32 protein-coding genes and 1 tRNA gene are annotated in these 25,775 nt (G+C 47.9%); 18 read left to right on the top strand and 15 right to left on the bottom strand.

Going from position 1 to position 25,775, the window contains the following annotated elements; all coding sequences use genetic code 11:
- Window positions 1-17: 17 nt before the first annotated feature.
- Complete coding sequence (gene holA / locus OEU88_RS01905; protein ID WP_262693408.1) at window positions 18-1,037, top strand: DNA polymerase III subunit delta; 1,020 nt, start codon at window positions 18-20, stop codon at window positions 1,035-1,037.
- Between the two features lie 10 nt (window positions 1,038-1,047).
- Complete coding sequence (locus OEU88_RS01900; RefSeq protein WP_262693407.1) at window positions 1,048-1,629, top strand: GDSL-type esterase/lipase family protein; 582 nt, start codon at window positions 1,048-1,050, stop codon at window positions 1,627-1,629.
- An 11-nt stretch (window positions 1,630-1,640) separates the two neighbouring features.
- Here OEU88_RS01900 and OEU88_RS01895 read toward each other — a convergent pair whose 3' ends face one another.
- Complete coding sequence (locus OEU88_RS01895; RefSeq protein WP_262693406.1) at window positions 1,641-2,294, bottom strand: TetR/AcrR family transcriptional regulator; 654 nt, start codon at window positions 2,292-2,294, stop codon at window positions 1,641-1,643.
- Window positions 2,295-2,384: 90 nt separating this feature from the next.
- Between OEU88_RS01895 and OEU88_RS01890 the strand changes: the two genes are divergently transcribed.
- Window positions 2,385-3,155, top strand: coding sequence for a CPBP family intramembrane glutamic endopeptidase (locus OEU88_RS01890; protein ID WP_262693405.1), 771 nt, complete (start codon window positions 2,385-2,387; stop codon window positions 3,153-3,155).
- Window positions 3,156-3,238: 83 nt separating this feature from the next.
- Here the strand turns inward: OEU88_RS01890 and secB are convergent, their stop codons facing one another.
- Together secB and OEU88_RS01880 are read right to left on the bottom strand one after the other, a co-directional pair.
- The gene (gene secB / locus OEU88_RS01885; protein ID WP_262693404.1) at window positions 3,239-3,796 is read right to left on the bottom strand and encodes a protein-export chaperone SecB; all 558 of its coding nucleotides are present in this window, start codon (window positions 3,794-3,796) and stop codon (window positions 3,239-3,241) included.
- A 136-nt stretch (window positions 3,797-3,932) separates the two neighbouring features.
- Entirely contained in the window at window positions 3,933-4,421 is a 489-nt protein-coding gene (locus OEU88_RS01880) for an FxsA family protein (RefSeq protein ID WP_394805203.1), read from the bottom strand.
- 323 nt (window positions 4,422-4,744) lie between these two features.
- On the opposite strand from OEU88_RS01880, the gene OEU88_RS01875 reads away from it, so the two are divergent.
- The 4 genes from OEU88_RS01875 to OEU88_RS01860 are packed head-to-tail and all read left to right on the top strand — an operon-like array spanning window position 4,745 to window position 7,554.
- Window positions 4,745-5,398 (top strand): Tim44/TimA family putative adaptor protein, encoded by a 654-nt coding sequence (locus OEU88_RS01875; protein ID WP_262693402.1) that lies wholly within the window; start codon window positions 4,745-4,747, stop codon window positions 5,396-5,398.
- Between the two features lie 4 nt (window positions 5,399-5,402).
- Complete coding sequence (gene mltA, locus OEU88_RS01870; RefSeq protein WP_262693401.1) at window positions 5,403-6,611, top strand: murein transglycosylase A; 1,209 nt, start codon at window positions 5,403-5,405, stop codon at window positions 6,609-6,611.
- Window positions 6,608-7,204, top strand: coding sequence for a Smr/MutS family protein (locus tag OEU88_RS01865; protein WP_262693400.1), 597 nt, complete (start codon window positions 6,608-6,610; stop codon window positions 7,202-7,204). Before mltA ends, OEU88_RS01865 begins: the two co-directional genes overlap by 4 nt.
- Window positions 7,201-7,554 carry a helix-turn-helix domain-containing protein gene (locus tag OEU88_RS01860; RefSeq protein WP_262693399.1) on the top strand — a complete coding sequence of 118 codons (354 nt, stop codon included), beginning with the start codon at window positions 7,201-7,203 and terminating at the stop codon, window positions 7,552-7,554. The genes OEU88_RS01865 and OEU88_RS01860 overlap by 4 nt, the downstream gene beginning before the upstream one ends.
- A 17-nt stretch (window positions 7,555-7,571) precedes the next feature.
- Here the strand turns inward: OEU88_RS01860 and OEU88_RS01855 are convergent, their stop codons facing one another.
- Window positions 7,572-8,579, bottom strand: a complete 1,008-nt coding sequence (locus tag OEU88_RS01855; RefSeq protein WP_262693398.1) for a 2-dehydropantoate 2-reductase — start codon at window positions 8,577-8,579, stop codon at window positions 7,572-7,574.
- 148 nt (window positions 8,580-8,727) lie between these two features.
- Between OEU88_RS01855 and OEU88_RS01850 the strand changes: the two genes are divergently transcribed.
- The 3 genes from OEU88_RS01850 (at window position 8,728) to OEU88_RS01840 (ending at window position 12,619) form a co-directional block, all read left to right on the top strand.
- Window positions 8,728-10,269 carry a YifB family Mg chelatase-like AAA ATPase gene (locus OEU88_RS01850; protein ID WP_262693397.1) on the top strand — a complete coding sequence of 514 codons (1,542 nt, stop codon included), beginning with the start codon at window positions 8,728-8,730 and terminating at the stop codon, window positions 10,267-10,269.
- A gap of 185 nt (window positions 10,270-10,454) precedes the next feature.
- On the top strand, window positions 10,455-11,411 hold the full coding sequence (locus tag OEU88_RS01845) for an EF-hand domain-containing protein (RefSeq protein WP_394805220.1): 957 nt from the start codon (window positions 10,455-10,457) through the stop codon (window positions 11,409-11,411).
- Between the two features lie 305 nt (window positions 11,412-11,716).
- A complete protein-coding gene (locus OEU88_RS01840; RefSeq protein ID WP_262693395.1) occupies window positions 11,717-12,619 on the top strand; it encodes a TolB family protein in 903 nt (300 codons plus the stop codon).
- Between the two features lie 20 nt (window positions 12,620-12,639).
- Here OEU88_RS01840 and OEU88_RS01835 read toward each other — a convergent pair whose 3' ends face one another.
- A complete protein-coding gene (locus OEU88_RS01835) occupies window positions 12,640-13,164 on the bottom strand; it encodes an SRPBCC family protein (protein ID WP_262693394.1) in 525 nt (174 codons plus the stop codon).
- A 154-nt stretch (window positions 13,165-13,318) separates the two neighbouring features.
- On the opposite strand from OEU88_RS01835, the gene OEU88_RS01830 reads away from it, so the two are divergent.
- The 3 genes from OEU88_RS01830 (at window position 13,319) to OEU88_RS01820 (ending at window position 15,688) form a co-directional block, all read left to right on the top strand.
- A complete protein-coding gene (locus OEU88_RS01830; RefSeq protein WP_262693393.1) occupies window positions 13,319-14,080 on the top strand; it encodes a sulfite exporter TauE/SafE family protein in 762 nt (253 codons plus the stop codon).
- A gap of 12 nt (window positions 14,081-14,092) precedes the next feature.
- A complete protein-coding gene (locus OEU88_RS01825) occupies window positions 14,093-15,127 on the top strand; it encodes a helix-turn-helix domain-containing protein (RefSeq protein WP_262693392.1) in 1,035 nt (344 codons plus the stop codon).
- An 81-nt stretch (window positions 15,128-15,208) separates the two neighbouring features.
- Complete coding sequence (locus OEU88_RS01820; RefSeq protein ID WP_262693391.1) at window positions 15,209-15,688, top strand: nuclear transport factor 2 family protein; 480 nt, start codon at window positions 15,209-15,211, stop codon at window positions 15,686-15,688.
- Window positions 15,689-15,714: 26 nt separating this feature from the next.
- Here the strand turns inward: OEU88_RS01820 and OEU88_RS01815 are convergent, their stop codons facing one another.
- The 6 genes from OEU88_RS01815 to hisB form a co-directional block, all read right to left on the bottom strand.
- Window positions 15,715-16,590 (bottom strand): M23 family metallopeptidase, encoded by an 876-nt coding sequence (locus OEU88_RS01815; protein ID WP_262693390.1) that lies wholly within the window; start codon window positions 16,588-16,590, stop codon window positions 15,715-15,717.
- 159 nt (window positions 16,591-16,749) lie between these two features.
- The gene (locus OEU88_RS01810; protein WP_262693389.1) at window positions 16,750-17,076 is read right to left on the bottom strand and encodes a phosphoribosyl-ATP diphosphatase; all 327 of its coding nucleotides are present in this window, start codon (window positions 17,074-17,076) and stop codon (window positions 16,750-16,752) included.
- A complete protein-coding gene (hisF, locus tag OEU88_RS01805) occupies window positions 17,076-17,840 on the bottom strand; it encodes an imidazole glycerol phosphate synthase subunit HisF (RefSeq protein WP_262693388.1) in 765 nt (254 codons plus the stop codon). The genes OEU88_RS01810 and hisF overlap by 1 nt, the downstream gene beginning before the upstream one ends.
- 2 nt (window positions 17,841-17,842) lie before the next feature.
- Window positions 17,843-18,565 carry a 1-(5-phosphoribosyl)-5-[(5-phosphoribosylamino)methylideneamino]imidazole-4-carboxamide isomerase gene (hisA, locus tag OEU88_RS01800; RefSeq protein WP_394805219.1) on the bottom strand — a complete coding sequence of 241 codons (723 nt, stop codon included), beginning with the start codon at window positions 18,563-18,565 and terminating at the stop codon, window positions 17,843-17,845.
- Window positions 18,565-19,221 (bottom strand): imidazole glycerol phosphate synthase subunit HisH, encoded by a 657-nt coding sequence (gene hisH / locus OEU88_RS01795; protein WP_262693386.1) that lies wholly within the window; start codon window positions 19,219-19,221, stop codon window positions 18,565-18,567. Before hisH ends, hisA begins: the two co-directional genes overlap by 1 nt.
- Window positions 19,222-19,250: 29 nt before the next feature.
- On the bottom strand, window positions 19,251-19,850 hold the full coding sequence (gene hisB / locus OEU88_RS01790) for an imidazoleglycerol-phosphate dehydratase HisB (protein ID WP_262693385.1): 600 nt from the start codon (window positions 19,848-19,850) through the stop codon (window positions 19,251-19,253).
- A 226-nt stretch (window positions 19,851-20,076) separates the two neighbouring features.
- Between hisB and hslV the strand changes: the two genes are divergently transcribed.
- Genes hslV through OEU88_RS01775 form a run of 3 tightly spaced genes read left to right on the top strand, consistent with a single transcriptional unit; the run spans window position 20,077 to window position 22,379 of the window.
- Window positions 20,077-20,625: an ATP-dependent protease subunit HslV gene (gene hslV, locus OEU88_RS01785; RefSeq protein WP_262693384.1), complete on the top strand. Its 549-nt coding sequence runs from the start codon at window positions 20,077-20,079 to the stop codon at window positions 20,623-20,625.
- 24 nt (window positions 20,626-20,649) lie between these two features.
- Window positions 20,650-21,957 (top strand): ATP-dependent protease ATPase subunit HslU, encoded by a 1,308-nt coding sequence (gene hslU, locus OEU88_RS01780; protein WP_262693383.1) that lies wholly within the window; start codon window positions 20,650-20,652, stop codon window positions 21,955-21,957.
- 47 nt (window positions 21,958-22,004) lie between these two features.
- Window positions 22,005-22,379 carry a histidine triad nucleotide-binding protein gene (locus OEU88_RS01775; RefSeq protein ID WP_262693382.1) on the top strand — a complete coding sequence of 125 codons (375 nt, stop codon included), beginning with the start codon at window positions 22,005-22,007 and terminating at the stop codon, window positions 22,377-22,379.
- A 5-nt stretch (window positions 22,380-22,384) separates the two neighbouring features.
- Here the strand turns inward: OEU88_RS01775 and OEU88_RS01770 are convergent, their stop codons facing one another.
- The 4 genes from OEU88_RS01770 to OEU88_RS01750 form a co-directional block, all read right to left on the bottom strand.
- Window positions 22,385-22,576: a Trm112 family protein gene (locus OEU88_RS01770; protein ID WP_262693381.1), complete on the bottom strand. Its 192-nt coding sequence runs from the start codon at window positions 22,574-22,576 to the stop codon at window positions 22,385-22,387.
- Window positions 22,577-22,594: 18 nt separating this feature from the next.
- Window positions 22,595-23,245 carry an LON peptidase substrate-binding domain-containing protein gene (locus OEU88_RS01765; RefSeq protein WP_262693380.1) on the bottom strand — a complete coding sequence of 217 codons (651 nt, stop codon included), beginning with the start codon at window positions 23,243-23,245 and terminating at the stop codon, window positions 22,595-22,597.
- Between the two features lie 8 nt (window positions 23,246-23,253).
- Window positions 23,254-24,195 (bottom strand): tetratricopeptide repeat protein, encoded by a 942-nt coding sequence (locus tag OEU88_RS17655; RefSeq protein ID WP_394805202.1) that lies wholly within the window; start codon window positions 24,193-24,195, stop codon window positions 23,254-23,256.
- A 129-nt stretch (window positions 24,196-24,324) separates the two neighbouring features.
- Window positions 24,325-24,834 (bottom strand): prolyl-tRNA synthetase associated domain-containing protein, encoded by a 510-nt coding sequence (locus OEU88_RS01750; protein WP_262693379.1) that lies wholly within the window; start codon window positions 24,832-24,834, stop codon window positions 24,325-24,327.
- Window positions 24,835-25,026: 192 nt separating this feature from the next.
- Between OEU88_RS01750 and OEU88_RS01745 the strand changes: the two genes are divergently transcribed.
- Window positions 25,027-25,101: transfer RNA gene (locus OEU88_RS01745), tRNA-Gly, on the top strand.
- A 171-nt stretch (window positions 25,102-25,272) separates the two neighbouring features.
- The gene (locus tag OEU88_RS01740; RefSeq protein WP_262693378.1) at window positions 25,273-25,755 is read left to right on the top strand and encodes an MOSC domain-containing protein; all 483 of its coding nucleotides are present in this window, start codon (window positions 25,273-25,275) and stop codon (window positions 25,753-25,755) included.
- Window positions 25,756-25,775 lie beyond the last annotated feature (20 nt).

The raw sequence follows: 25,775 nt of genomic DNA, 5'->3' as shown, positions 1-25,775 counted from the left end.
AAACAGGACCAGATCATTTGAAAGCCAAACCACGCGATATACCCGCATTACTTAAAGCCGTTCCTGCGGGCACGCGTGCTGTATTGGTTTTTGGTCGTGATGAAGGCTTGGTGCGCGAGCGCGCTGAAATAATCGGTAAGCAAATTGCGCCGGACCTGAATGACCCTTTTCAAGTAGTCCGCCTTGGCCCAGAGGCAGTAAAGGCCAGCCCGTCAATTCTGCTTGATGAAGTTGCTGCCATATCCATGATGGGTGGTCGGCGTCTGGTGCGGCTTGAAGGGGCCGGTAACGAGTCGACGGAAGCTGTCAAGCTGGTGCTGGCTAGCGACCAGGGCGATGGTTTGCTTGTTATAACAGGCGGAGACCTCAAGCCAACATCGAGCCTTAGAAAAGCTGTTGAGGCAGCAAAGAATGCACAGGCGATTGTTTGTTATGAAGACAGCGCGCAAGATTTGTTTGGCTTGGTACAGTCAACGTTGTCTTCTGCAGGTTTGACCGCCACACAGGATGCGGTTGCTTATCTGGTTGATAATCTTGGTGGCGACAGGATGGTGTCGCGCGGTGAGCTTGAAAAATTAGTGCTCTATAAAGGCGCTGACCACAAGCAAGTGACCCTCAATGATGCTAAGGCATGCGTGGGGGATACGGCAGCGCTTGGGCTTAATCAGATTGCAGAAGCAGTAACAGCGGGCAACCTGAAAGACTTGGAGAAGTTCCTGGAGCGTGCATGGTCGTCTAGCGAAAGTGCGATAGCTATACTGCGTACATTGCAAGGCCGCCTGATGCGTTTACACACGGCGCGCGCGCATGTTGATAAAGGCATGAGTCCAACGGAAGCGTGCGGTAAATTGCGCCCACCTGTTTTTTACGCTGAAAAAGATAAATTTGCCCGCGAGGTTAGTGCGTGGTCATCAAAAAAGCTTGAGCAAGCGCTGGATATTCTTATTGGCGCAGAGCTGGATTGTAAAACAACAGGTAATCCTGTTGATGTTATTTGCGCACGGGCCCTGCTTCGCCTCGCCAAAGCTGCGCGCTGAAGAGGCATATATGACCATTGGTTTCTTTGGTGATGGGTTTGTTGCAGGTGAGGGCGATCCTGAAGGCGCTGGATGGGTTGGCCAACTGGCTGAGGCGACGCAGTTTTCTTTCGCCAATTTCGGTGCAGAGGGCGCAACAAGTGCTGACGTGCTAAAACGCTGGAACAGTGAAGCACAGCATCACTCATTTTCTGGTTTGGTCTTCTCTTTCGGTGCGGAAGATTGCTTGTTCGGCGCTCATAAACGACCACAGGTTGGACAACTGGAGCGCTTGAAAAACACCAAGGCACTAATGATGGCTGCACGTGCACATGCACCAACAGTTTTTGTCAGCCCTTTCCCTGTTGTTGGCCGAGAACAGGCTGCACCCTGCATAGCAAATACGGCACGACAAATGACAACAATTGCCCGCGCGAACAAGGTTTTCTATGTCAATATATATGAGGCTGTTGCTGATAATGCAGTATGGCAAAAGGAAGCCGGGGAAAGAGATGATGGCAAATACCCACGAGCCGCAGGGTATCAGGCAGCCACAGATTTGATTGTGCAGGACGATATGTGGCGTACTTGGCTTGCAAAAATAACGACCTGAGACCGTTTTAACTAATCTGCTTTATTGCTTTGCCCGCAGGTTAAGTAACCATAAGCAAAATCAGCGATTTCTTCTGCGAATTCATCATCTGAAAGAACGAGACCAAAGTCTGGCGTGTAGCCAGCATAGATAATGCGCGTTATCAGGATATTATTGAAGTAATAAGCAAGCATACGAGCGGCTGTGTCGATGTCTTTTCGGTGAATATCTGCCTGAAAATGAGCAAGGATACCCTGCATCGAATGCAGCGTCATTTCCACATACTGTTCGGTATATTCTTCGATAAGCCCTGCGCGCCTTAGGCCGTGCAGCATAATTGCGCGTAATATGTGCGCCTGACTTTTGATTTGTGTAATCCCGACTTTTGCCAGCGCAACCAAAACCGTGCGCAAGTCCAGCCCTTCAATGTCGAGCTGTGCCCCATCAGATTGAGTAACATCGCTCAGGCGTGCCAAATACAGTTCAAAAAGAACAGGGATGAAGCCGTCTTTGCTATCAAAGCGGCGATAGATAGACGCTGGAGACACGCCCGCTTCTTTTGCGATGTCTGATACGCCGATATCGCCAAAATCATGTTTATGCAAAAGATTCTCAAGCGCGTTCAATAGTTTATCTCTCGTCTTGCGAGACCTGAACTGATGGGCTGGCTTTGCTGCTTGACTCATCGACATATTTTCCTATATGTAAAAGTAAATTACATTTACAAAATAAACATAACGATCTGGATTTGCAAGTGTTTTATGAGGAGAATAGCGGTGGATATAGAGAATTTAACAAGGTATGAAATAGGGCTTACAGTGATGATTGCACTGGCTATGCCGGTGATTTCATACCTATTTCACCTTCGGGACAAACGTGAGCGGGAACAGGGTATCCCGTTTGACAGGATAAGCTCATACGGGCAGACGCTGGCGTTCCTATGGATTCCTGCACTGATCTTGCTGGGATATTGGTTCTTAGCCGGGCGGGACTTCGACTTGCTTGGTATGATTGAAGGCGGCGGCGTAGCAACCGTTAGCGCATGGGGCGCTGTGGCGGTCATTGGCATACTGCTTGGTGTACAGGTATGGGCGGCACACGCCAAACCATCCTTTGCTCAAAAAACCGTCGAACAACTTTCGGACCATGAGTCTACTAGCCGAATACTGCCTCAGAACAAGCGGGAATTGATGTTGTTTTTTTTGCTTTCCATAAGCGCGGGTATAACGGAAGAGGTGATGTTTCGTGGGTTCCTGATATGGATATTTGAACACTGGATGCCTCTATGGGCGGCAGCGTTTGTTGCGCTATTATCTTTTACCGCCGCACATTTGTACCAGGAAAGTGCATCGCTTATCGCGCGCGTGTTCTTGGCTGGCCTCGTTTTTACAGTTGTCTATCTTTGGGCAGGCTCACTATGGCCCGCAATTGTGTTGCATGCGCTTGTTGATATCGCTGCTGGTGCAACAATCTATCTGGCACGCCAAACAGTTGAGCGAGAAAACAATCAACGCGAACTCCATAATACGTCGCTAACGCGCGCATAAAAAACCCAGATCACGACAGCAAAAAAAGAAAGGCTGGCACCAATAAATGGGCCAGCCTTTTCTGTATCAGTACGTAGTTTATCTTAGTTCAGGTTAATCGGCGCAGGCGCACCTTCTTCCTGTGGCTGTTCTTGAGCAGCTGCGCCGCCTTCTTGTGCTTGTTGCTGACGGTATAACGCTTCAAAGTTGATTGGCTCCAGTAACAACGGCGGGAAACCACCGTCACGTGTTGCATCAGCAATAATGCGACGTGCAAACGGGAACATAAGCATGGGCGCTTGTATCAGCAAAAATGGGCGTAGCGCCTCTTCTGCAACATTGCGCACACCAAACAATGTGCCGTATGCAAGCTCAACAACAAATGCGACTTGTTTTTCACCATTTTCGCCGGTGTTTTCGGCTTTGGCTGAAATTTTGAGATCAACTTCGTACATCTCATCATTCATTTTGCGCACACCAACATTAACGCTTACGTCGATTGCCGGCTGAGCACCACCGCCGTTTTGCAGGCTTCCTGGTGCGTTAGGGTTTTCAAATGAAAGGTCTTTGATGTACTGAGCAAGAACACCTGCTTGAGGTGCTTCGCCGCCTGCTGGCGCGCCGCCTACAGGTATTTGATTGTTTGTATCGTTTTCAGCCATTTTTCTACTCTTTAAGTCTATTGTGATGCTGCTGCACATAAGGGTTAAGTACATCGCAACAAATTTGGTGCGAGGGCTAGCATGGTTTTGGTGATCAAACAACCATCAAAACGGCAGTAACTCGCGGTGTGGGTGTTTAATCTTCAGTTTTGTTTGATCTCGTATTCGAATTTGCTGGTTCAGGGTCTTTTGGTGATTGATCAATCACTTTTGAGGTTTGCGGTTCTGCTTCCCAGAATTCACCATCAACAATGATTGTTGATTTTGTTTCTGCCTCTTGATGTGAGCTTCTATAAAAGCCGGTTGTGCCTTTTGCTGCTGCATGGGCCAAGCCTGCTTTTCCGAGCATTAAGCGGATCGGTGGGATCAGCAAAAGTGCGCCGAGTGTGTCGGTTACAAAGCCAGGGAAAAATAAGAGCATACCAGCAACAAGTAAAAAGAAACCATGGACAAGATGTTCAACCAACGGTGTGCCCGAGCTACTGGCTTGTTGCATGTCCGAGATCACTTTTAGGCCTTGCATACGTATCAGTGATAAGCCGATACCTGCCGTTAACAGGCAGAGGGCAATGGTTGGCAAAGCCCCTATTCCGTCACCTATCTCAATGAGCACAGACAATTCCATGAGCGGTATACCCACAAATATAAGTAAGATCAGCCAGCCCATTTTAATCCTTCAGGTCTTTTCGGGTGTGTTTCCGTATATCAGAAATGTCTCTCAGCGACACAATGTATATTTTTACGAGGCTTCATTGCTTGTTCTTTGCGGTTAAACCTCTTATCTATAAAAGCATGAATAAGCCTTTCTTCAATGGTGTCATGTTAAAATAGTTAAGTGCGTTTATGTTCATGACCTTATGACTTCGTTGAATAAGTGTTTGAAAATGATGTTCAGGCAGCTTTGAGAAGGCGTATAAACAAACGTGAAATAAGCGAGCGAATAACGACATGTTAGAGATTATCCTGATAGCTATGGTAGCTGCGTTTATTGCCTTGAGGTTGCGCTCTGAACTCGGCAAAAAAACTGGCGACGAACCTTTGCCGCCTGCAGCCGGGCGTAACGGTTTTGCAAGGACAACAGGTCAAACGATTGACGGTGAAGCTGTAGAAGTGGACCAGTCGAGCGGTGTTGTTGATTTGATTGAAAACCCTGCTGTCAGAAATGGCTTGGCCGATATTCGCCGCGCAGACAGAAACTTTGATGTGTCAGAGTTTTTGAACGGTGCTCAAAATGCATACGGCATGATCCTTGAGGCGTTCTGGCAAGGCGATAAAGATACCCTTAAAAATTTCCTTGATGATACAGTTTACGGTCAGTTTACGTCGGCTATTGAGCAGCGCGAAGCAGATGGGCTGACGTTGAAGAATAAACTACTGGATATCACCAAAACTGATATCGTTGATGCGCATCTAACTGGTAAGAACGCTGAAATTACAGTTCATTACGCTGCAGAAGTGATCGCTGTAACAGTAGACGCTGATGGTGCTGTGGTTGAAGGGGATGTGTCTGATGCCACAGAGCTGAACGACAAATGGACCTTTGCCCGTAACACATCATCGCGTGATCCTGCATGGACCCTTGTCGCGACACTTGCTGGATAAAATAATGAAGCGCAGCCTTACAATGGGTGCGGTGTTGTTGGCGCTGCTGATTGTGCCGGTTGTTGTTGCCATTCTTTTGCTTGCCGGCCCTCAGCCGGGCTTACGCTACGAAGAAATCAATTTTGCCGACTTGCCCGGGTGGCATACAGCGGACATTATGGCTGCGAAGCCCGCGCTCCTGAAATCCTGTGAAAAAATGGCAAACCTCCCATCAAACCGACGGTTGCCGGGTGCTGCGATTGGCGGCGTCGGGCACGACTGGACAGAGGGCTGTAATGCGCTGGTAGGTGCCGGTTCACGTAATGCGCTGCAGCAGGCGTTGCTGGACCATTTTGAACCGCTTGCTGTCTCGTTAGACGGTGAAAGCGAAGGCCTTTTCACTGGTTATTATGAAGCGTTGCTGCAAGGAAGCCGCGAACGCAGTGCGCGCTATAATGTGCCGCTTTACATGCGCCCGCCAGAACTTGTGATGGTTGATCTTGGCGCGTTTCGAAGTGACTTGCGTGGTCGTAGAATAGCAGGCTCAGTGCGTAACGGACGCTTGATGCCTTACCCTGATAGGGCCGCAATAAACGATGGTGCGCTGGATGATCGCGATCTTGAGGTTTTGTGGGTTGATAGCGCCGTAGACGCTTACTTTTTACATGTACAGGGGTCAGGGCGTGTTCAAATGCCAGACGGCAGTTTGCTTGGCATTGGTTATGCAGCACAAAATGGCCATGCGAATCGTTTAATTGGCCGCTACCTTATCGAAACAGGTGCCATTGAGCGTGCCAATATTTCGGGTCAGTCTATTCGTGCGTGGCTTGAAGCAAACCCTGATCAGATCGAACATGTATTAAACACGGATCCGTCGTTTGTGTTTTTCCGTGAACTTAACGGCGGTGATGGTCCTTTCGGTTCGGCGAATGTGTCACTGACACCCGGGCACTCGCTTGCTGTTGATCGCAAGCATTTGCCATTACATGCACCGATTTGGTTGTCGGCGTCTTATCCAAACCCCACCGCATCTGATTCGCCTGATTTACCCCTTAACCGCCTCATGGTGGCGCAGGACACAGGCGGCGCTATTCAGGGTGAAATTCGCGGCGATGTTTTTTGGGGCTTTGGCGACGATGCTGAAGAAATTGCGGGCCGTATGGCAAACCGCGGGCGCTACTGGCTTATATTACCCAAAATGCTTGCGGCAAAGGCGCTGAGGCAAAACCGGTGAGTAATAAAAAGGGCTTAGGTGATCGGGACCGTGCTGTTTGGGAGGCGGTAACAAAAAGCGTAACGCCTCTTGGTGATAGACCTGCCCCCAAACCGTTACCTAAAACACCAGGCAAAGTTACTTTTACCGAGCGCCCATTACCACTGGATTGGTTTGTTGGTGATACGCCGACCCCTACGCCAAAGGTTGACCGCAAAACACGGCGTAAAATAACGACAGGCAGGCAGGAGTTTGACAGGTCGGTGGATTTGCACGGCATGACACAGGATCATGCCTTTCGTGTTTTACAGCGTGTGATAGAAGGTTGCGTTCGCCGCGGCGATAAAACATTGCTTGTTGTTACAGGCAAAGGCGGTAAACGATTTGTTCAAACTGCAGCTGACACACCGGTTGCTTACCGCACACGCGATAGTTTCGAACAACACACAGGTGTGCTGCGCCGTATGGTACCAATGTGGTTGTCAGAGGCGTCTTTAAAACCCTTTATTCATTCGTTTGGACCAGCGGCACAGGAGCACGGCGGTGATGGTGCGCTTTATGTGATATTGCGGCGTAAAATGCCCAACGTTCATCGAGGAGGGGCTGGTTCATGACGCCGTTTGGCGAAAAGGTCCGCGCGCTCCGCACCAACAAAGGTGTTAATCAAGCGCAGATGGCGACAGCACTGGATGTGTCTGCGGCATATCTTTCTGCTCTTGAACACGGTCGGCGCGGCATGCCTTCATGGGCGATGATACAGAAGATTATACAGTATTTTGGTTTGATTTGGGATGAAGCGGAAGAATTGCACGCGCTGGCCCAGCAATCTAAACCCAAAGTAACCATTGATACGACCGGACTTGATCCACGTGCAACTCAAGTTGCAAACCGCCTCGCGCTCCGTATTGCGCGGTTGCAAGGCACGGAGCTTGATTTGCTGTTGGATATTTTGGAACAAAACTAGGTTGGTGCAAGCACACCTTAACGTCCAAGCACACGCTGTCGCAGCCCTTTGGCCGACCATGTTTTTTGTCCGCCGGTTTCGGCGTCTTTCACCAAATCAACAATGGCTTTGCTGTACGGCGCAGAAATGCCGTGAGTATCAGCGAGAGCAACAACCTCGCCGTTTAGATAATCAATCTCTGTTGTACGACCGGCGTCAAAGTCCTCTGCCATTGAAGACCGGGCCCGCTCATCAATCTTCTGTATGCGTAAGAAGATATGATTAAATAAAAAGTTGGGTGCTTTAAGTATTTTGGCGAGTTTTTGGGGTGGCATTGGCCCAATTTGAGCAGGTGTAATATTCGCGGCCTTTAAAACGTCTAGTGCTTCCGTAATTGTGGCCGAAAACACCCGCCTGAAATCGCGCTGTGAAAGTTCTTTGAGTAGCGGTTCACCAGACAAAGCGTTGATTGCGTTGTTGAGGTTTATCAGTAATTTCCCCCACGCAATAGCTGGCATATTATTCTTCAGTTTAAGAGCGGCTGGCCCGCGACTTGAGGCATCAGCGATACATTCCAGCGCAGGGTTGATTTCAGCCATAACAGTACCTTGTGTGCCTTTGTGCCAATGACCATCACCGAGATTTGCAACATTGTATGGCACCATGCCGGCCAAAACGGTTTGGTTTGGAAGCAGGCGTTTTAATATATCCACGTTGCTGATGCCATTTTGCAGGCTAACGACAATGGCATCTGCTTTTGCATTTGCAGCAATCTCATGCGCGGCAGCTTCAGTGCCTGTGGACTTAACGGCAAGAATGATGATGTCGGCATCGTTCATGGCTGCCGGTGTTTCTGAAAAAGCAATATCGCTACTGGAAAGCTTAACCTTAAAGCCGCTATAGTCAGTAAGCGTCATGCCATTTTTATTAATGGTTTCATGAATATAGTCCCGGCCAATAAGTGTGACATCAAGCCCTGTGCTGGCCCAAGTGCCGCCGATAAAACATCCGATAGAACCAGCGCCGTGAATTACAATTTTGGTCATGCTGTCCTCAAAATTTTGCTGAATAGCTTTGTTTTTATAATCTAACGGGGTTTGAGGGCATATCAAGGTCGCGTACCGTGTTCTTGATATGTTCTGTTTTTATGTTAAGGTTGAAGCTGTTTGATTCTATGCAGGAGCAATTAGAACGATGGTAGCAACCATTGAAACAGTCGCCTTTGAAGGAATTGAAGCTTGCCGCGTAGAGGTGCAGGTGATGATGTCTAACGGCTTGCCGTCCTTCACAATTGTGGGCCTGCCAGATAAAGCGGTTAGTGAAGCACGAGAACGTGTGCGCGCAGCCTTGTCTGCCATTGGGTTGTCGCTTCCACCAAAGCGAATAACTGTTAGCCTTTCACCTGCAAATCGGCCAAAAGCTGGGTCGCATTACGACCTTCCCATTGCCGTGGCGGTTTTGGTTGCTATGGGTGTTATTGCGTCTGATGCCCTTGAGGGCGTAGTCGTGATGGGCGAGCTTGGGCTGGATGCCAGCATACGTTCTGTCGCAGGCGTTTTACCTGCTGCCATGTACGCCAATGCATGTGATATGGGGTTTGTTTGCCCAGCAGAAACAGGCTCCGAAGCTTCGTGGGCCGGCGGTAACGGTGTTTTGGCACCGGCAAGCCTTCTGGCGCTTATGAATCACCTTAAAGGGGTGCAGGTTTTATCGGCGCCGTCCGCTAAGCCATTGTTGGCTCAAGGCTCTGGTTATGTGGATTTTGCTGATATTAAAGGTCAGGAAACAGCTAAACGTGCGCTTGAGGTTGCTGCAGCAGGTGGCCACACCATGCTAATGATGGGGCCGCCGGGTTCGGGTAAATCTATGCTGGCGTCTGCAATGCCTTCTATATTGCCTCCTTTAACACCAGAGGAAGCCTTGGAAGTCAGCATGGTTGCTTCTGTGGCTGGTACGTTGGAAAATGGCGCCATTACCCGTGGCCGTCCTTTTCGATCACCACACCATTCTGCTAGTCAGCCAGCCCTTATTGGTGGCGGCGCGTATGCTAACCCTGGTGAAGTATCACTGGCGCATAATGGAGTGCTTTTCCTTGATGAGATGCCAGAGTTTTCTCGTAGTGCGTTAGAGGCGCTGCGCCAGCCTTTGGAGACAGGCACTGCTGTTATCGCGAGAGCGCAAGCGCATGTGACATATCCAGCCAGGTTCCAGTTGCTTGCGGCAATGAACCCGTGTCGTTGTGGATATTTGGCAGATGCTGCACGGGCCTGTAGCCGTGCGCCTCTATGTGGTGCTGATTATCAGGCAAAAATATCTGGTCCGCTTTATGATCGTATCGATCTGTTTGTTGATGTGCCTGCTTTAACCGCCGCAGAATTGTCCGCGCCAGCAATTGGCGAGCCATCCAGTGTTGTTGCGGCGCGTGTGGCTGCTGCGCGTGAGCGGCAAACACAGCGTTTTGTTGAACAGAGAGATGCGCAGAAGGTGAAGATCAATGCCCAAATGAGCGGTAAGCTACTGGAAAAAGTGCTGCAGCTTGATGGCAGCGCTCACGCACTAATGGAAAAAGCGGCTGAAACATATCAACTCTCTGCGCGCGGGTATCACCGAGTGCTAAAGGTTGCTCGCACTATTGCAGATCTTGCAGTTAGTGAAACGGTGTCTACACCGCATATTGCCGAGGCACTGAATTACCGGCGCATTGACGCACGAACATCACTGCGTCGCACCGGTTAATCTCTGGATCTGATACATGGTTATTGTGCGTTTATATAGCTGAAACCCTTATGCGCTAGTGTGTCTCGACAGAACTGAACAACAGTCGGGACAGAATAGCTTTCGATCTCGACACGCTTTTCTTTGTAAGATGGTTCTATAATAGCCATTCCTGAAACCCTTGTTAATGCAAAGAATGACCTGTGATGGAAACCAACAATAAATCGAATAAAAAGTCTGACGTGATCGAGATCAGACTTCCGTATGATGATAAGCAAGCATTTATGGATACGTGTAAGCATGAAAATGTAACAGCGAGTGCTGTTTTGCGTGATGCGATTACGGTTTATCTGGAGCGAGGTCATTTTGAAGCAAACCTATTCAATAAAAGGAGTTTCATGATGGTTGTTTCAGGAATGATAATTGGGGCCATAGCGTCTGCAGGCTTTTTAGTAAGTGATGAAGATGTGAAAGGCTTTGATAGCCCTTTGACCCTTCCTTATTTTAAGGTTTTAGATAAAGATAGTAATGAACGCTTATCAGAAGCTGAGTTTCTGTTTTATGTGTCCGGTGTTTATGCTGCGAAAAAGTATCCGGTACCCTATTCTTTTAATGAAATCTGGTTCCATATAGATGGTGACCTAAGGAAAGGCTGGTCTAAGGACTTACAAACTGGTCAGGCAATGCGTATGCGTTTGCAAGGTTGTGATGCTGCACTTACCCAGATTGCCCGTGCACATATTAAAACTAAATTTTTGGCTATGGACACAAATACATCAGGTGATTTGTCTTTGGCTGAATTTAGCAAACTTCAGTTATTACCAACTCAATATGAGCTTCAAAGAGAGTTTGTCATTTTGGATGGCAATGGTGATGGCGGTATTAGCCTTAAGGAGATGCGCCAAAAGCTTAAAGCGCTTAAGCAAGACCTCCATAACCATGCTGTGACAGATTATACTCAAAAATTTCCAGTGCCCCAAACATGTACTTCAAAGGGTGTAACTTCTGATGAGGAATTGAGTATGGAAATGACAGTTGGTAAATGGGCTTTTACTCATCAACGGTATTATTGGAAGAGTATTAGCGATGAATACTATCAAGGCTGGGACGCGAATACGGACGGAAAGCTGAGTTTTGATGAGTTTATCGAATGGTATCTATAAGCCTTTATTAGTCAGATCAGCTTTTTGAAGCAGAGTTATATAACTCAAGCCTGAGGCAAGAGAGTGAAAAGGGCTATCTGTCATGAGTGGTTAGCTGTTTGCTCTCTTGGGTTATATTAGAAAGGCTGATGTGGGGTGTGCCATTCTCAACCATGCGGCTAGTTCAGCGAACGCTTTTCCAGCTAACACCACCAACCCTGTATGACCAATCCCAATATTCACCGTTTTAATAGCTATGATTAGTAAAGGTTATGTTATTATATAATACATAAATATGATATAGAGGAATATGATGGAGGTTTATTATGCGTACTCAGGTATCAATTCTTTCTACTCTGTTGTTAATATTTCTAAGTAACGATCTGGTTGCAGGCCAACCAGCGAAATCAGCCAACGCTACCTATACAAATGATATTGTTTTATCAAACCTGCTCAAAAGAATTAACACTGATGCGGGAGAGTCCTGGATTTCGATACACCCAAACGGTCACGTTGCGCTTTTTGGGCGGCACAATAATGGTTTCTCAGAACACCGGATATTCATAACGTTTCGATCCGATAATGATTGGACAACCCCTGAACCAGTCCCTTTTGTAACTGATGAAGGAAGCCGTGCAGCAAGGTTTTCACCTGATGGCGGTTTTGTTGTTTTCAGTTCGGACCGGGCTGTACCTGGTGAGCAAAAGGGCGAGTCAGACTGGAATTTATGGCAAGTAATATATAAAGGTGACAATAATTGGGGTGAGCCTGAGCCTTTATTGGGTGTTTTTAAATCTGTCAAAAATGATTTTCATGCGTCTGTCGCCAGCAATACTAATATCTACTTTGGTTCGCGTCGTGATGGTGGGAAAGGAAACTCGGATATGTATGTCGCCGAGAAGTCTGGTTTTGACTGGAGCGTCAGTAGCTTAAACCTACTGAATACCACGCATTCTGAACCGGATCCTTTTATTGATCCTGCAGGAAGGTATATAATTTTTGCACGAACAGATGCAGAGGATGGTTTTGGCGGTGATGACCTATATATATCATATCGTGATGGTGTGCACTGGTCAGTACCCAGGAATTTAGGCGCACAAGTTAATAGTGCTGAATACGAGTATGGTGCTTTTGTAAGTCATGACGAAAAAATACTCTTCTATACGACTTACCGTGATGGTCATGCCGATATTACGTACGTTCTGATGGATAAAATTCTGGCAGAGTAATCTATGGATACTGGTTGTGCTCAGTGCGGCGCACCTTCTTCGAACCATGCAGCCAGTTCAGCCAGTGCTTTTTCCCAGCCGCCAACCACAGTTTTGTGTGACCAATTCCAGTGTTCGCCGTATTGATATCCGTGGTGTAAAACGGTTAACCGCGTGCCATCACCATCAGCCAGCGCAATAATTTCCAGCTGCATTGGGCCGAAAAGTGGCCGTTCTGGTTCAATCATAACTAAATCAGAAATAACAAGGCGGTGGCTGCTGCTTTCGCTCACCACACCGCTCCAGACATGATGTGTTTTGTCTTGTCCGTAATTTTCCCAAACAATGGACCAAAGGTTTCCCTTTTGGGAACTGGTTAGTGAGCGAGAGACCAACCACCACGCGGCCAAGTCATCTGTGGCATAAAACGCTTTCAGAACGCGGTCCGGAGTTGCCGCGATGTGTGTGGATGTTTCAATGGTACGCAGGTTGGTTTCATCTGCTTTGGCTGAAAGACAAAACAACAGTGATGCCATAACTAACAGAAGCTTTTGATAGAACGCCATGTCTAACCTCTTTTGATAATCATTGAATATGAAACCACCATAGCTTATTTAAATATTATATTCAACCAAGTGGTTTAATATAAACAGTAAGCCGCTTATTCTAAAATGCCAAAGCACATGGTATGACCTTTGTCAGTCACATAGGATAATCATTATGTTACCAGAATCTCTCATTCCTGAAGCTTTGTCTGTGTTTAGCTTTTGGATGTTGGTTGGTGTTAGCTTCTTTGGCTCCTTTCTATCCACTGCAGCAGGTATTGGCGGCGGGGTTACGCTTTTGGCGGTTATGGCGCAGGTTATGCCGCCTCTTGCGCTTATTCCGTGTCACGGTGTTGTGCAAGCTGGCTCCAATATGAGCCGCATGGCGCTGTTTTTTAAGCATATTGACTGGAAGTTTATGCGCTGGTTTGTGCTTGGCAGCCTTATTGGTGTTGCTGTTGCTTCGCAGCTTGTCATTGCGTTGCCTGTTGCGTTGTTACAAATAATGCTAGGTATTTTTATCCTATATTCTGTTTGGGGACCCAAGCCCGGAAGTGTTGCTGTTTCATCAAAAGGAATTGTTGTTGGTGGTGCCTTGACCACTTTTGGCAGTATGTTTGTGGGTGCAACCGGGCCGTTTGTGATGGCATTTGTGGCGCCTTTTAAATATGACCGCCTCACAAAAGTTGGCACTTTTTCAAGTGTGATGGTAACGCAGCATACGCTTAAAATTATTATGTTCAGTTTTTTGGGTTTTGCTTTTGTAGCCTATGTGCCTTTGCTTGCGCTGATGGTTGGTGCTGGTTTTCTGGGTACATTGGTTGGCAAGCGAGTTTTGATGAAGCAAAGCGAAGCCCACTTTAGCTATATCCTGAATATTATTCTAACGTTGCTGGCATTGCGGTTGTTATGGCAAGCTTTTGAAAGTTATTTGTAAACGGGTAAGCAGGTGGTCTTCGAGCTTTCTTTAGCCAGTATTTTTGCACTTGTTAGCAGTTCTGTTGGCGGAACATTAGCTGCATTATTGTGGGCGAGCCCAAAGTCTAATGCCAGATGGCTTGCCGCCTTTGTTGCGGTGATCTCTTTCGCGCTGCTATCAGGCGTTATTCATTCTCTTGGTCAGCTTCACAAAGTCCTCAATGGGTTGGTTTTTATTAACTTTCTAGCTGTACCCTGCCTGTTTCGATATGTTGCGCCGGCTGTTGGTATAAGCGTGCTTCGTTTCTGGCTTCACCTTCTGCCTTCGGCGTTAGTTGCCATCGTTCCTGTGATGTTTACCGGTTTTCCGCATACATACATTTATTATCTTCTAACTAGTCAGGTCATGATCTACTTGCCTGTTTTGATTTATCTGGTTCGCCGTTACCGGCATAACCTCAAGCAAAGCTTTTCGTCCCTGTCAGGAATTGATCTTCTGTGGCTTGAGCAGGTGTGCTGGGGGTTGCTGGTTCTGGTTACGTTTGATCTTATGGTTTTTCCATTGATGGCTCTTGGGGATAACAATCTGTTTGATGCTCAGGCTGTTTTTAACTTCCTCGGAACGGTCTATATCTTTTGGCTTACACGTAGTGCGCAGCAACAATATTTTGTAGCGACTGAGCCTATTGTCACTGCAGCCTATGACAAGTCTGGACTTGATGCGGACAGTGCTGATGCGATCGCACGTGATATTATCGAAACAATTGACTGCCAGCGCCTATATCTGAAGCCAGCACTGACGCTGAGAGAGCTAGCACAAGCGGCCGGTGTGACACCGCATGTTGCCTCCGAAGTATTAAACACTGCAATTGGTCAGAGTTTTTATGACTTCATCAACAGCCGACGTATCAACGAAGCAAAAAAGCTGTTGCGGGAAACCGATATAACTGTTCTCGAAATCGCTTTTGCCGTGGGGTTCAACAACAAAGTGTCTTTTAACAATGCTTTCAAAAGATACGCAAAGACTACCCCTAGCCACTTTCGCCGCTTACATATTGTTGATTGATTAAGTAAACTTGGTTCGGTGTTAACGACGACAGAAGCTGAGCTGTATATTTTCGTTATAGTTTTCATAACGGAGATAAAAATGAAAAAGTTTATTATAACGACAGCTACAATCCTATGGGCAGCAACCGCTGCATTTGCAGAAAATAATATCGAAAAAGCACAACATTTTTTAGCGGCCCTGGAGGCAAATGATACTAGAGCGGCATCAGCTTATGTACATGAAGATATTATTTTTGAAGATCCAACCTGGGGCGCGAAACATGAAGGCCGCGAACACGTGCTAAAAGTGTATGAAGGATACACGGGCTCTATTAAGGACCTGCACAGTTATGTTGTTCGATCTTACGAAAGCAACAATACAGTTGTCCTCAATCTTGTGATGTATGGAAAGGTTGATGTGTTGGGGGATGGAAACCCAGAAGCGTATGCTCCGATCATGAGTGAGGTTACACGTATTATTGAATTTAAAGATGACAAGATTGTTCGGCATATAGACTTGGCAGACTACAATAGCTTGCGATCTTTAATGGCAGCAGCTGCTAAAGAAAGAGCAAGATGAGCGTGTTACCTTTGGCGCTCTCTTGATCAATCTGTGGATCGAGTAACGTTTACGGTGCTCGACCTGCTATCCAGAACTTTCCCGTCACGTACAAGTTTGACTTCACCGGACCAAACGCCCGGCATGAAATCTTTGGCGGGCTTTTTGATGCCAGCGTAAGCTTGAATAAGCTGACGGTTTCTCGCCTGGACTATGGTTTTTAACGTTCGGGTCTTGCCGTCTGGCATAATAAGGGAAAAGCGCCACTCATCTCCCTTGCGGGTATGAAACCCGCGAGCCTGTATGATCAACGCTTCAGCAGTTGTTGCATCAATGGACTTTTGTGCTTGCCACATAGTACGGCGATTGGTTCTCGTGGTTGTGATCAGTGGTGGCAACATAACTGTTTCAGAATATTTAGGCAGCGCCTGCCAGAGGCTGTCATTCTGAATACCCCCAGAAGGTGGTGTTTCAAAAACACCGCCGTCAAACGGATCAATATCCAAAGAGGATTGCGACGTGCGCATTTGGCGCACCATGAAGTGTAAATGAGGAAACTCGGTCAGGCCGGATAACCCCACTTGTGCCAATGGGCTGCCAGCATTGACACTATCACCAATCTTTACTGTGATGCTGCCTTGCTTCAGGTGGCAATATTGTGTTTGCCATCCCCCCATATGTTCAACAATGAGAGCGTTGCCGCATTCTTTGCCTTCAATTTCTTTCTTGTTTACGCCGTTCACGGCTGTGTCCGGCATATTGTCTCGTTTCCTGAGTATTATGCCGTCTGCTGCCGCTAATGCGTTTATGCCGCGCTCCATTGCGCCCATGTCTTGAACAGCAAAATCTGTCCCTTTGTGTTTGTCTTGAGTTTGTGGTCCGGCTCTGTAATCAGCTTTATTCTTACCGGATGCTCGGTCCATATACCGCGCTATCCAGCATGTTTCGCCCAACGTACAATCAATTGGTAACATTAGCTCAAGTGGTTGACTTGAAACAGTATTCGTAAGGCCAATCCCAAGGCCGAAAGCAATTAATATAGTTCTATCAAATATAGGGATGGCTCTCTCCCACATTAACCATTAACTACGGTTTGCTTTCTCGGTAAGGCCGGATGTGCCTTCACGCTTGGCTAATTCCGCGGCAACGTCATTAAGCGATAGCCCTCGTGCTTCAAGCAAAACCATCAAGTGGAACAGTAAGTCTGCAGACTCAGTAATGATCTCTTCATTGTTATCAGCCGCGACAGCCATTGCTGTTTCAACCGCTTCTTCACCGACCTTCTGTGCAATCTTTTTTGCGCCTTTGTTATAAAGGCTTGCCACATAGCTCTCACCAGTACCGGCCTGCTTGCGTGCATGCAGTGTTGCGGCCAGCGTGGTTAAGGTTTCAACTGTTTTGGTATCCATTATGTGGTTTCCCGTACATTGATGCCTGCATTTTTCATGTGGGCTTTGGCTTGCGCAATAGAATAATCACCAAAATGGAAAATAGAAGCCGCTAATACGGCAGAAGCATGACCTTCTTTGACGCCTTCTACCAAATGGTCAAGCGTGCCAACACCGCCAGATGCAATGACGGGGACAGAAACACTGTCAGCAATGGTGCGGGTTAATGTTAGGTCAAAACCAGCGCGCGTGCCGTCACGGTCCATGCTGGTTAGCAGAATTTCACCAGCGCCGAGGCGGGCCGCTTCTTTTGCATATTCAATGGCATCAAGGCCGGTGGCTGTCCGACCGCCATGTGTAAACACTTCCCACTTCCCTGCGCTGACTTGTTTTGCGTCAATAGCAACGACAATGCACTGCGCGCCAAATTTGTTGGACAGCTCACCAATGATTGCGGGATTGTTCACAGCCGCAGTCATCAAGGACACTTTATCCGCCCCGGCAAGTAAAAGTTTGCGCACATCATCAGCGCCGCGCACGCCGCCGCCAACGGTCAGCGGCATAAAGCACTGCTCGGCGGTACGTTGCACCACATCTAGCAGAATGTCTCGTTTGTCAGAGCTAGCGGTGATATCCAGAAAGGTCAGTTCGTCTGCGCCTGCTGCATCATAAACGCGGGCTTGCTCCACGGGGTCGCCAGCATCGATAAGGTCGACAAAGTTAACGCCTTTAACGACGCGCCCATCCTTCACATCAAGGCAGGGGATAATGCGAGATTTCAGCACACCTAAGCTCCTGCTGCTATTTTGAGCGCGGCTTGCAGATCCATGCCGCCATCATATATAGCGCGGCCTGTTATAACACCTTCCAGATTGCCAGTATCTGCGACACGCTGAATATCGCTCAGGTCTTTAACGCCGCCCGACGCGATTACAGGGATTGAGATTGCAGAGGCAAGCTCGGAAGAGGCGTCAGCGTTAACGCCGGCCAGCGTGCCATCTCTGTCTATATCCGTGTGAATAATAGCTGCAACTCCGGCATCCTCAAATTTTTGTGCTAGCTCAACAACACCAAGTGTGCTGGCTTCAGCCCAACCCTCAACGGCAACTTTGCCGCCAAGAGCGTCAATACCAACAGCGATTTTACCGGGAAACAATGCACAAGCCTCTTTGACAAGAACAGGGTTTTTCACCGCGAGTGTTCCAAGAATAAGGCGCGACAAGCCTTTGTCCAGCCAGCGTTCCATAGTTGCAATATCGCGAATGCCGCCGCCTAGCTGTACCGGTACATCAACGTTTGCCAGAATCCCTTCTACAGCTGCAGCGTTCACGGGTTCGCCTGCGAAAGCACCGTTTAGGTCTACAATATGTAACCATTTGCAACCGGCATCAGTGAAGGCCTTTGCTTGTGCTGCCGGATTGTCGCTAAAAACCGTTGCTTCGTTCATGTCGCCTTTGAAAAGGCGGACACAGTTGCCGTCTTTAAGGTCAATTGCGGGGTACAGGGTAATCATGGCTGCCACTCCAGAAAGGCGGTGATAAGTTTGAGGCCTACAGCCTGACTTTTTTCAGGATGAAATTGTGTGCCGACCATATTGTTGCGCCCAACAACAGCCGTGATCGGGCCGCCGTAGTCTGCTGTGGCAAGCAAAGTACTTTTGTCGAATAGTTCCATATGAAAACTATGGACAAAATAGGTATGATCATCAGGTTCCAGAACACATAAAACAGGATGATTTTTGCCAGCTTCTGTCAGGGACAGCGTGTTCCAGCCCATGTGAGGAATTTTAAGCGAAGGCTCGTTTGGTGCCATTGGTTTCACGTCGCCCTCGATCCAGCCAAAGCCCTTGTGTGTGCCGTGTTCCAGACCGTGTGTGGCCATTAGCTGCATGCCAACACAAATACCCAAAAATGGATGTGCTTTATTAATGACAGTGTCGGTTAATGCTTCGTACATACCATCAATGGCAAGCAGCCCGGCTCTGCAATCAGCAAAGGCCCCAACGCCCGGCAGCACAACCCGGTCTGCGTTTTTTACAATGTCAGGTGATGAGGTAACAATGATCTTTGTGTTGAGGCTGGCCTCACTAGCAGCGCGTGCAAACGCTTTTTCAGCAGACCTTAAGTTGCCTGAACCATAATCAACAATCGCGAGAGTTTCGCTCATGTTATGCTCCTGAACGATAAAGTAATAGTCTAGAGGCTGCCGCCAAGCGTGCCTTTTGTGGATGGAATAGCATCTGCCTTGCGCGGGTCAATTGTTGTGGCGTCGCGCAAGGCGCGTGCTGTCGCCTTGAAGCAGCTTTCAATAATATGATGGCTGTTTACACCGTATAGGTTTTCTACATGTAGAGTCATACCAGTGGCAAAGGCAAATGCGCGGAAAAATTCTTCGAACAGTTCCGTATCCATGTCACCAATTTTTTCGCGTGGAAACTTTACGTTCCACACAAGAAATGGGCGCCCGGAAATATCCATTGCTGCGCGGGAAAGCGTTTCATCCATTGGAATATAGGCATTTGCATAACGCGTAATGCCTTTCATTTCGCCCAGCGCCTTTTTTACCGCGAGACCAATTACAATACCGCAATCTTCTGTTGTGTGGTGCCCGTCAATGTGTAGGTCTCCGACTGCCCTGACTTTCAGGTCCATCAAAGAGTGGCGTGATAGCTGCTCAAGCATATGGTCTAGAAAACCAATGCCAGTTTCGACATCATAAACACCGTTTCCATCAAGACTTAACTCAACAGAAATTTGTGTTTCTTTGGTTTTTCTCTCTATGCTGGCCGTACGCATATCGGTCACTCCTTTGTAGGACACTATCACTGTCGATATGCCCTGTATCAGCGGTTGCCCATGCTCATACGCAAGTTTTTCACCCTTCGCGAGCAAATTTTTGCACTATGTCGGTTAAATTTACGTGATTTCGATGCTTTTTAACACAGTTGCTTGCAACAAGCAGGGGGCGCCCATATATGCAAGCATCGAAACATAACGAGACAGTAAAGAGGAAAAGCATCTTATGACTACGATCTGTAGTGTACGCAAAGGTGACAAGGTTGTTATCGCAGGTGATGGTCAGGTTTCCGCGGGTGATACCGTAATGAAATCAAATGCACGTAAAATCCGTAAGCTAGGCGGTGGCAAAGTCATTGCCGGGTTTGCAGGCGCGACAGCAGATGCCTTTACGCTTTTCGAACGACTGGAAGCCAAGCTAGAGCGATACCCTGGCCAGTTGGCGCGCGCATGTGTCGAACTGGCGAAGGATTGGCGAACTGACAAATATCTGCGCCAATTGCAGGCTATGCTAATTGTGGTTGATAGTGAAACCAGTCTTGTTGTGACCGGAAATGGTGATGTGATCGAGCCGGAACACGGTGTTGTTGCTATAGGCTCAGGTGGTAATTTTGCGTTAGCCGCTGCGCGTGCGCTGTATGATCAAAGCATTCCGGCAGAAGAAATTGCCGAGAAGGCAATGAAGATTGCCAGTGATATATGTGTTTACACCAACGATAATATTGTTTTCGAAAGCCTTGATGCGCGTGAAATCAATGCTGAAGTCAAAGCTTAGTTTAGAGTCAGCCAGGAGTATCTTATGACCAGTTTTTCACCGCGTGAAATCGTATCGGAACTTGATCGTTATATCATTGGACAGTCAGATGCCAAGCGCGCCGTTGCGGTTGCTTTGCGCAACCGGTGGCGCCGCCAGCAGCTCGAAGGCGATTTGCGCGATGAGGTGTTGCCGAAGAATATTTTAATGGTTGGTCCAACGGGTGTTGGTAAAACCGAGATATCACGCCGGCTTGCCAAGCTTGCCCAAGCGCCGTTTATTAAAGTTGAAGCAACTAAATTCACGGAAGTTGGTTATGTGGGCCGCGATGTGGAACAGATTGTTCGTGATCTGATTGAAACCGCGATCCTGATGGTTAAAGAAAAGAAGCGCAAGGAGGTAACCGCGAAGGCTGAACTGCATGCGGAAGACCGCGTTATTGATGCGCTTGTAGGCGAAGGTGCTGCTGATGCAACACGCCAAAAGTTCCGCAAAATGCTGCGCGAGGGGGAGCTTTCCGACAAAGAGATCGAGCTTGATGTCGCTGAAACCCCTGCCGGTATGCCTCAGTTCGATATTCCAGGTATGCCGGGTGCCAGCATGGGGATGATTAATTTAGGCGATATGTTCGGCAAGGCCATGGGTAACAAAATGGTCAAAAAGAAGCTGTCGGTTTCAGAAGCGTATGAAATCCTGATGGCTGAAGAAGCTGACAAACTGGTTGATGATGAAGCATCTACGCGTGAGGCCATCGCGCTTGTTGAACAGGATGGTATTGTTTTTCTTGATGAAGTTGACAAAATTTGTGCCCGCCAAGATGCGCGCGGCGGTGATGTGAGCCGCGAAGGTGTGCAGCGCGATTTGCTACCCCTTATTGAAGGTACTACGGTATCCACTAAATATGGTGCAATTAAAACTGACCATATTCTCTTCATTGCTTCCGGCGCTTTCCATTTGGCGAAACCGTCTGATTTGTTGCCGGAATTGCAAGGTCGGTTACCTATTCGGGTTGAGTTACGTGACCTGACAGAAGAAGATTTTCGCCGTATTTTAACGGAACCTGACTATAGCCTCATTCGGCAATATGTAGCGTTGATGAAAACCGAGGATGTGACACTTGATTTCACGGAAGACGGGATCAATGAAATTGCAAAAGTCTCGGCACAGTTTAATGAAACTGTTGAAAACATTGGTGCTCGCCGCTTGCATACGGTGCTTGAAAAAGTGCTGGAGGAAATTTCTTTCACTGCAAGCGACAAAGCAGGTACGACAGTTGCTGTTGACGCTGAATTTGTGCAGGAACACATCGGTGAGCTCACGAAGAACAATGATTTATCGAAATTCATACTCTAATAATCTAGTGCTGACGTGAGAATATTTTCGCTATGAAAAGGTGACGCATGACTTACGACCCGAACAATATATTTGCCAAAATTTTACGCGGGGAAATACCGTGCAACAAGGTTTATGAGGACGAATACGCCCTCGCCTTTCATGATATCAACCCGCAAGCGCCTGTTCATGTGCTTGTGATCCCGAAAGGTGAGTATGTGTCGATGGCGGATTTCACTGCGGATGCGCCAGATGAATTGATTACTGGCTTTTTTCGCGCGGTAGGTACTGTTGCGAAAGAATTGGGTCTGGTGGAGCCTGGCTATCGCACCTTGGCGAATGCGGGCGCTCATGCGCACCAAGAAGTGCCGCACCTGCATATTCATATCTTTGGTGGTGTACCGCTTGGACCAATGCTGGATCGTCAGTTTTCAAACAACTAACACGCTTAATCTTCGAGGCTTCGCGCCTCATCTTCAAGCAAGATAGGAATACCGTCGCGGATAGGAAACGCGAGCCCGGCCTTTTCGCTGATTAACTCCTGTGCGTCGGCATCATAAGACAACGTTCCCCGTGTAACGGGGCATACAAGTATCTCAAGTAGCTTTGGGTCGGTGCGGTTTAATGGGTGTTGGGACATATTGTTTCTCGGCGCAGGTTAATGCAGGTTTGTTGGTGTGTCGCTGGTTACATCGATTAAGGCCATGGCAAGCAGGGTTTGCAGTGTTTGTGCGCGTCCGGCAATGCTGCGTGCTTCAAGCAGGGCTTGTTTTTCAGGTGCGTCAAAGGGAACAACCATTGATAATGTGTTGACCAGTACATCGTCCGGCGCTTCGGCAATGGCTTCAAAGTCAGCGTCGAGGCCGCGAAAATCAAGATAGTCTGACAGTGTTGCCAGCAGTTCTCGCCGAGGTAAAATGGCCTCTTCAGGTGCTGCATTCATATCAGAAAATAAATGCCAATCAGCAGCGACCTGCCTGTATGGTGTCGTTGCGCTTAGCTCTTCAATAACACTAAAACGCGCAAGCCCACGCAACCGGATTGAAAAACGATTTTCGTCTACCTCGGTGAAATCTTCAATTTTACCAACCGCTCCCACATCATATAAGTCAGGGGTTGGGTCGTCGCTTTTTGGCTGAATCATGCCAATAAGATTGTTTGATGTGGCGGCGTCCCGCACCATTTGCAGGTATCGTGGCTCAAAAATGTTTAGCGGTAAGTTGCTTCCCGGAATGAGAATGACACCGTTAAGCGGAAAAACCGGGATGACCGGTGGTAGCGTTATGGTTTCTGACTTTTTTTCCACCATCGTGCAGACTAACTAAATAAAACAGACGATAGGCGTCGGCGGTATTTTAATGTGAACGGATCTGTTGGTCCTGCTGCTTCAAACAGTTTAACCAACTGCGCGCGCGCCGCTTCGTCATTCCAACTGCGGTCACGTATAATGCTTGCGAGTAGCGACTCGGCTGCGGCAGGCAGGTCTCCTGCGGCTTGATGCGCCAACGCAAGGTCAAAACGCGCCTGATGGTCTAGCGGGTCGGCTTCAATCGCAGCAATAAGAGGTGCTGTATCGCCCGCGTTTGCCGCTTGCTCTGCAAGTTCAAGGTTGGTTTTAATCTTGGTGAAGCGTGCCTGTACCGCTTCCTCAAGGTTAGCCCCCTCTGGCAGCATGGCCAGGATTTCGCCAACCTTATCAAGATCATCCAGCTTTAATGCAGCATCAGCCATGCCGACGATAGCACCCGTATGGTCAGGTATGTGACCGAGTACTTGCTGATAAATTTGTGCAGCTTGTCCCGTGTCGCCTGCTTCAAACAGTGCGTCTGCTTGTTCCATTGCCGCCACTACAGGGTCGTCCCCTGCACCGCTGCCAGCTTGTGCAACAAGTTTATCAATGAAAGCCTGTATTTGTGATGGTGGTACCGCGCCTTGAAAACCATCAACAGGCTGTCCTTGCCAAAAAGCGAGAACGGTTGGCAGGCTTTGCACTTGCATCTGGCCACAAAGCGCCTGATTTTCATCTGCGTTTACCTTTGCCAGCGCCACAGCACCACCAGCTGACTTAACGGCGGCTTCGAGGGCGGGCATCAACTGTTTGCAGGGGCCACACCATTCTGCCCAAAAGTCAACAATGACAGGGCGTTTCATGGACGCCTCGATGACATCGGCTGAAAACGTTTGCAGGTTTGTATCTGTTATGAGGCTATCGCCAGACTGCGGTGTGGTTTCAGGTCCACCGGACAGTGTTTCGTTCATGAGGTCTCATCCATTGTAGCGCTGATGCGCCAGTTAATTTATCTACCGGGTAACATAATGAGTTGACCAGCTTTCGGCTAGCGTCGTTTTGAAAGATTTTTCACGCTTCCCTTTATTCCGTGACTATCATTAGAAAATAACAGGCTCGTAACCACATGCTTTGACAAAAACGATCAGGTCTGCAGGTGTTATGGCTGTTGAGGCGCTGTTGTGGAGGGGGTGAAAGTAAATAATGTCATGTGCCATTAGATTCTGATCTAATGCTACAGTAATTGTTGGATGATCGTCTTTTGCAAATTTATGGGCGTTGAGTAAAGCAAACGGTGTAACGGAGCCGGGTGTAATACCAAGATATGCCTGTAGGCGCTCAGCACTGGCAAATGAAGGGCGTTTCACATTGATGGTTTCACCCAGTGCTTTCAGGTCAATCTTGAGGTTTTCGTCTGCAACAACAAGTGCGTAGTTTTTCTTCTTGTCACGGATAAACAGGTTCTTGCTATGGCCGCCTGCGGGCATGTTTGGATGTTGTTTTTGTGCTTCTTCAACGGTGAAAACGGGCTTGTGACGATAGGTTTTGTGGGCAATGCCGTGGCTATCTAAAAAATCAAAAAGCATGTCTTCGGTTGCAGGTGATTCCATTTTTTATGCTCGCTGTGTTTCCTGGGCTGTTCAGATATTTTCTATAAAGTCTTTTGTTTTCATACTATTACGCCATTTTTTATGAAATGTAAAAATAACTGTTGCAAAGGAAACGCGGGTGGCTATTATCCCGCCTCGCAAGCGGCATAGTCGCTGGCCCCTGCGAGCATTTATAATGCTTGAACGTGTTGAGCGGGCGTAGCTCAGGGGTAGAGCATAACCTTGCCAAGGTTAGGGTCGTGAGTTCGAATCTCATCGCCCGCTCCATTTTCTCACTGATAAATCAATGAGATACAAAAAGCCTTCCTTTGGGAGGCTTTTTTGTTTTACGCGCCATTCGTGTAAATTATAGTTGGAATTGCACTGAACGTGCTTGCAATCTGAGCACTCATTGAATTTAGCTGGGGTAAAACCTCATATTGTGGAGAGTGCACGCTGATGTCTAAAATGCATGAAATGATGAAAAACAATGCGCAGAGTGGCATTATCGAATGGATAGGTGTGCGCCCTGCCAAGAAGGTTGAGATGATGCAGCTCCAAAAAGCGCACATCAAGCTTAACGGGCTTGATCAGGATTATCGTGTTAACCCGGGCAAGCGGTCGGTTACATTGGTTCAATGGGAACACTTGCCAGTGATTGCTTCAATTATGGGCTGTAAGCATGTGGGCCCAGAATTGCTGCGCCGCAACATTGCTGTTTCTGGCATCAACTTATTAGGCTTGAGAAAGCACACTATTAAAATTGGCGATGCTGTTTTGAAAATAAGCGGTCTGTGTGCGCCGTGTAGCTTTATGGAAAAAACGCTTGGTCATGGCGGTTTCAATGCTGTGCGCGGGCATGGCGGTGTAACTGCAGAAGTTGTGAAAGAAGGCATAATAGAGATAGGGTCTGCGGTTCAGCTTCTTGAGTTCAATGACTAGCGTGTGTGTTTTGAGTGCCT

The organism is Kordiimonas aquimaris (assembly GCF_025574485.1).
Taxonomy (GTDB): domain Bacteria; phylum Pseudomonadota; class Alphaproteobacteria; order Sphingomonadales; family Kordiimonadaceae; genus Kordiimonas; species Kordiimonas aquimaris.
The sequence above is the reverse complement of the archived record's forward strand: the minus strand, read 5'-3'. Positions and strand labels throughout refer to the sequence as shown.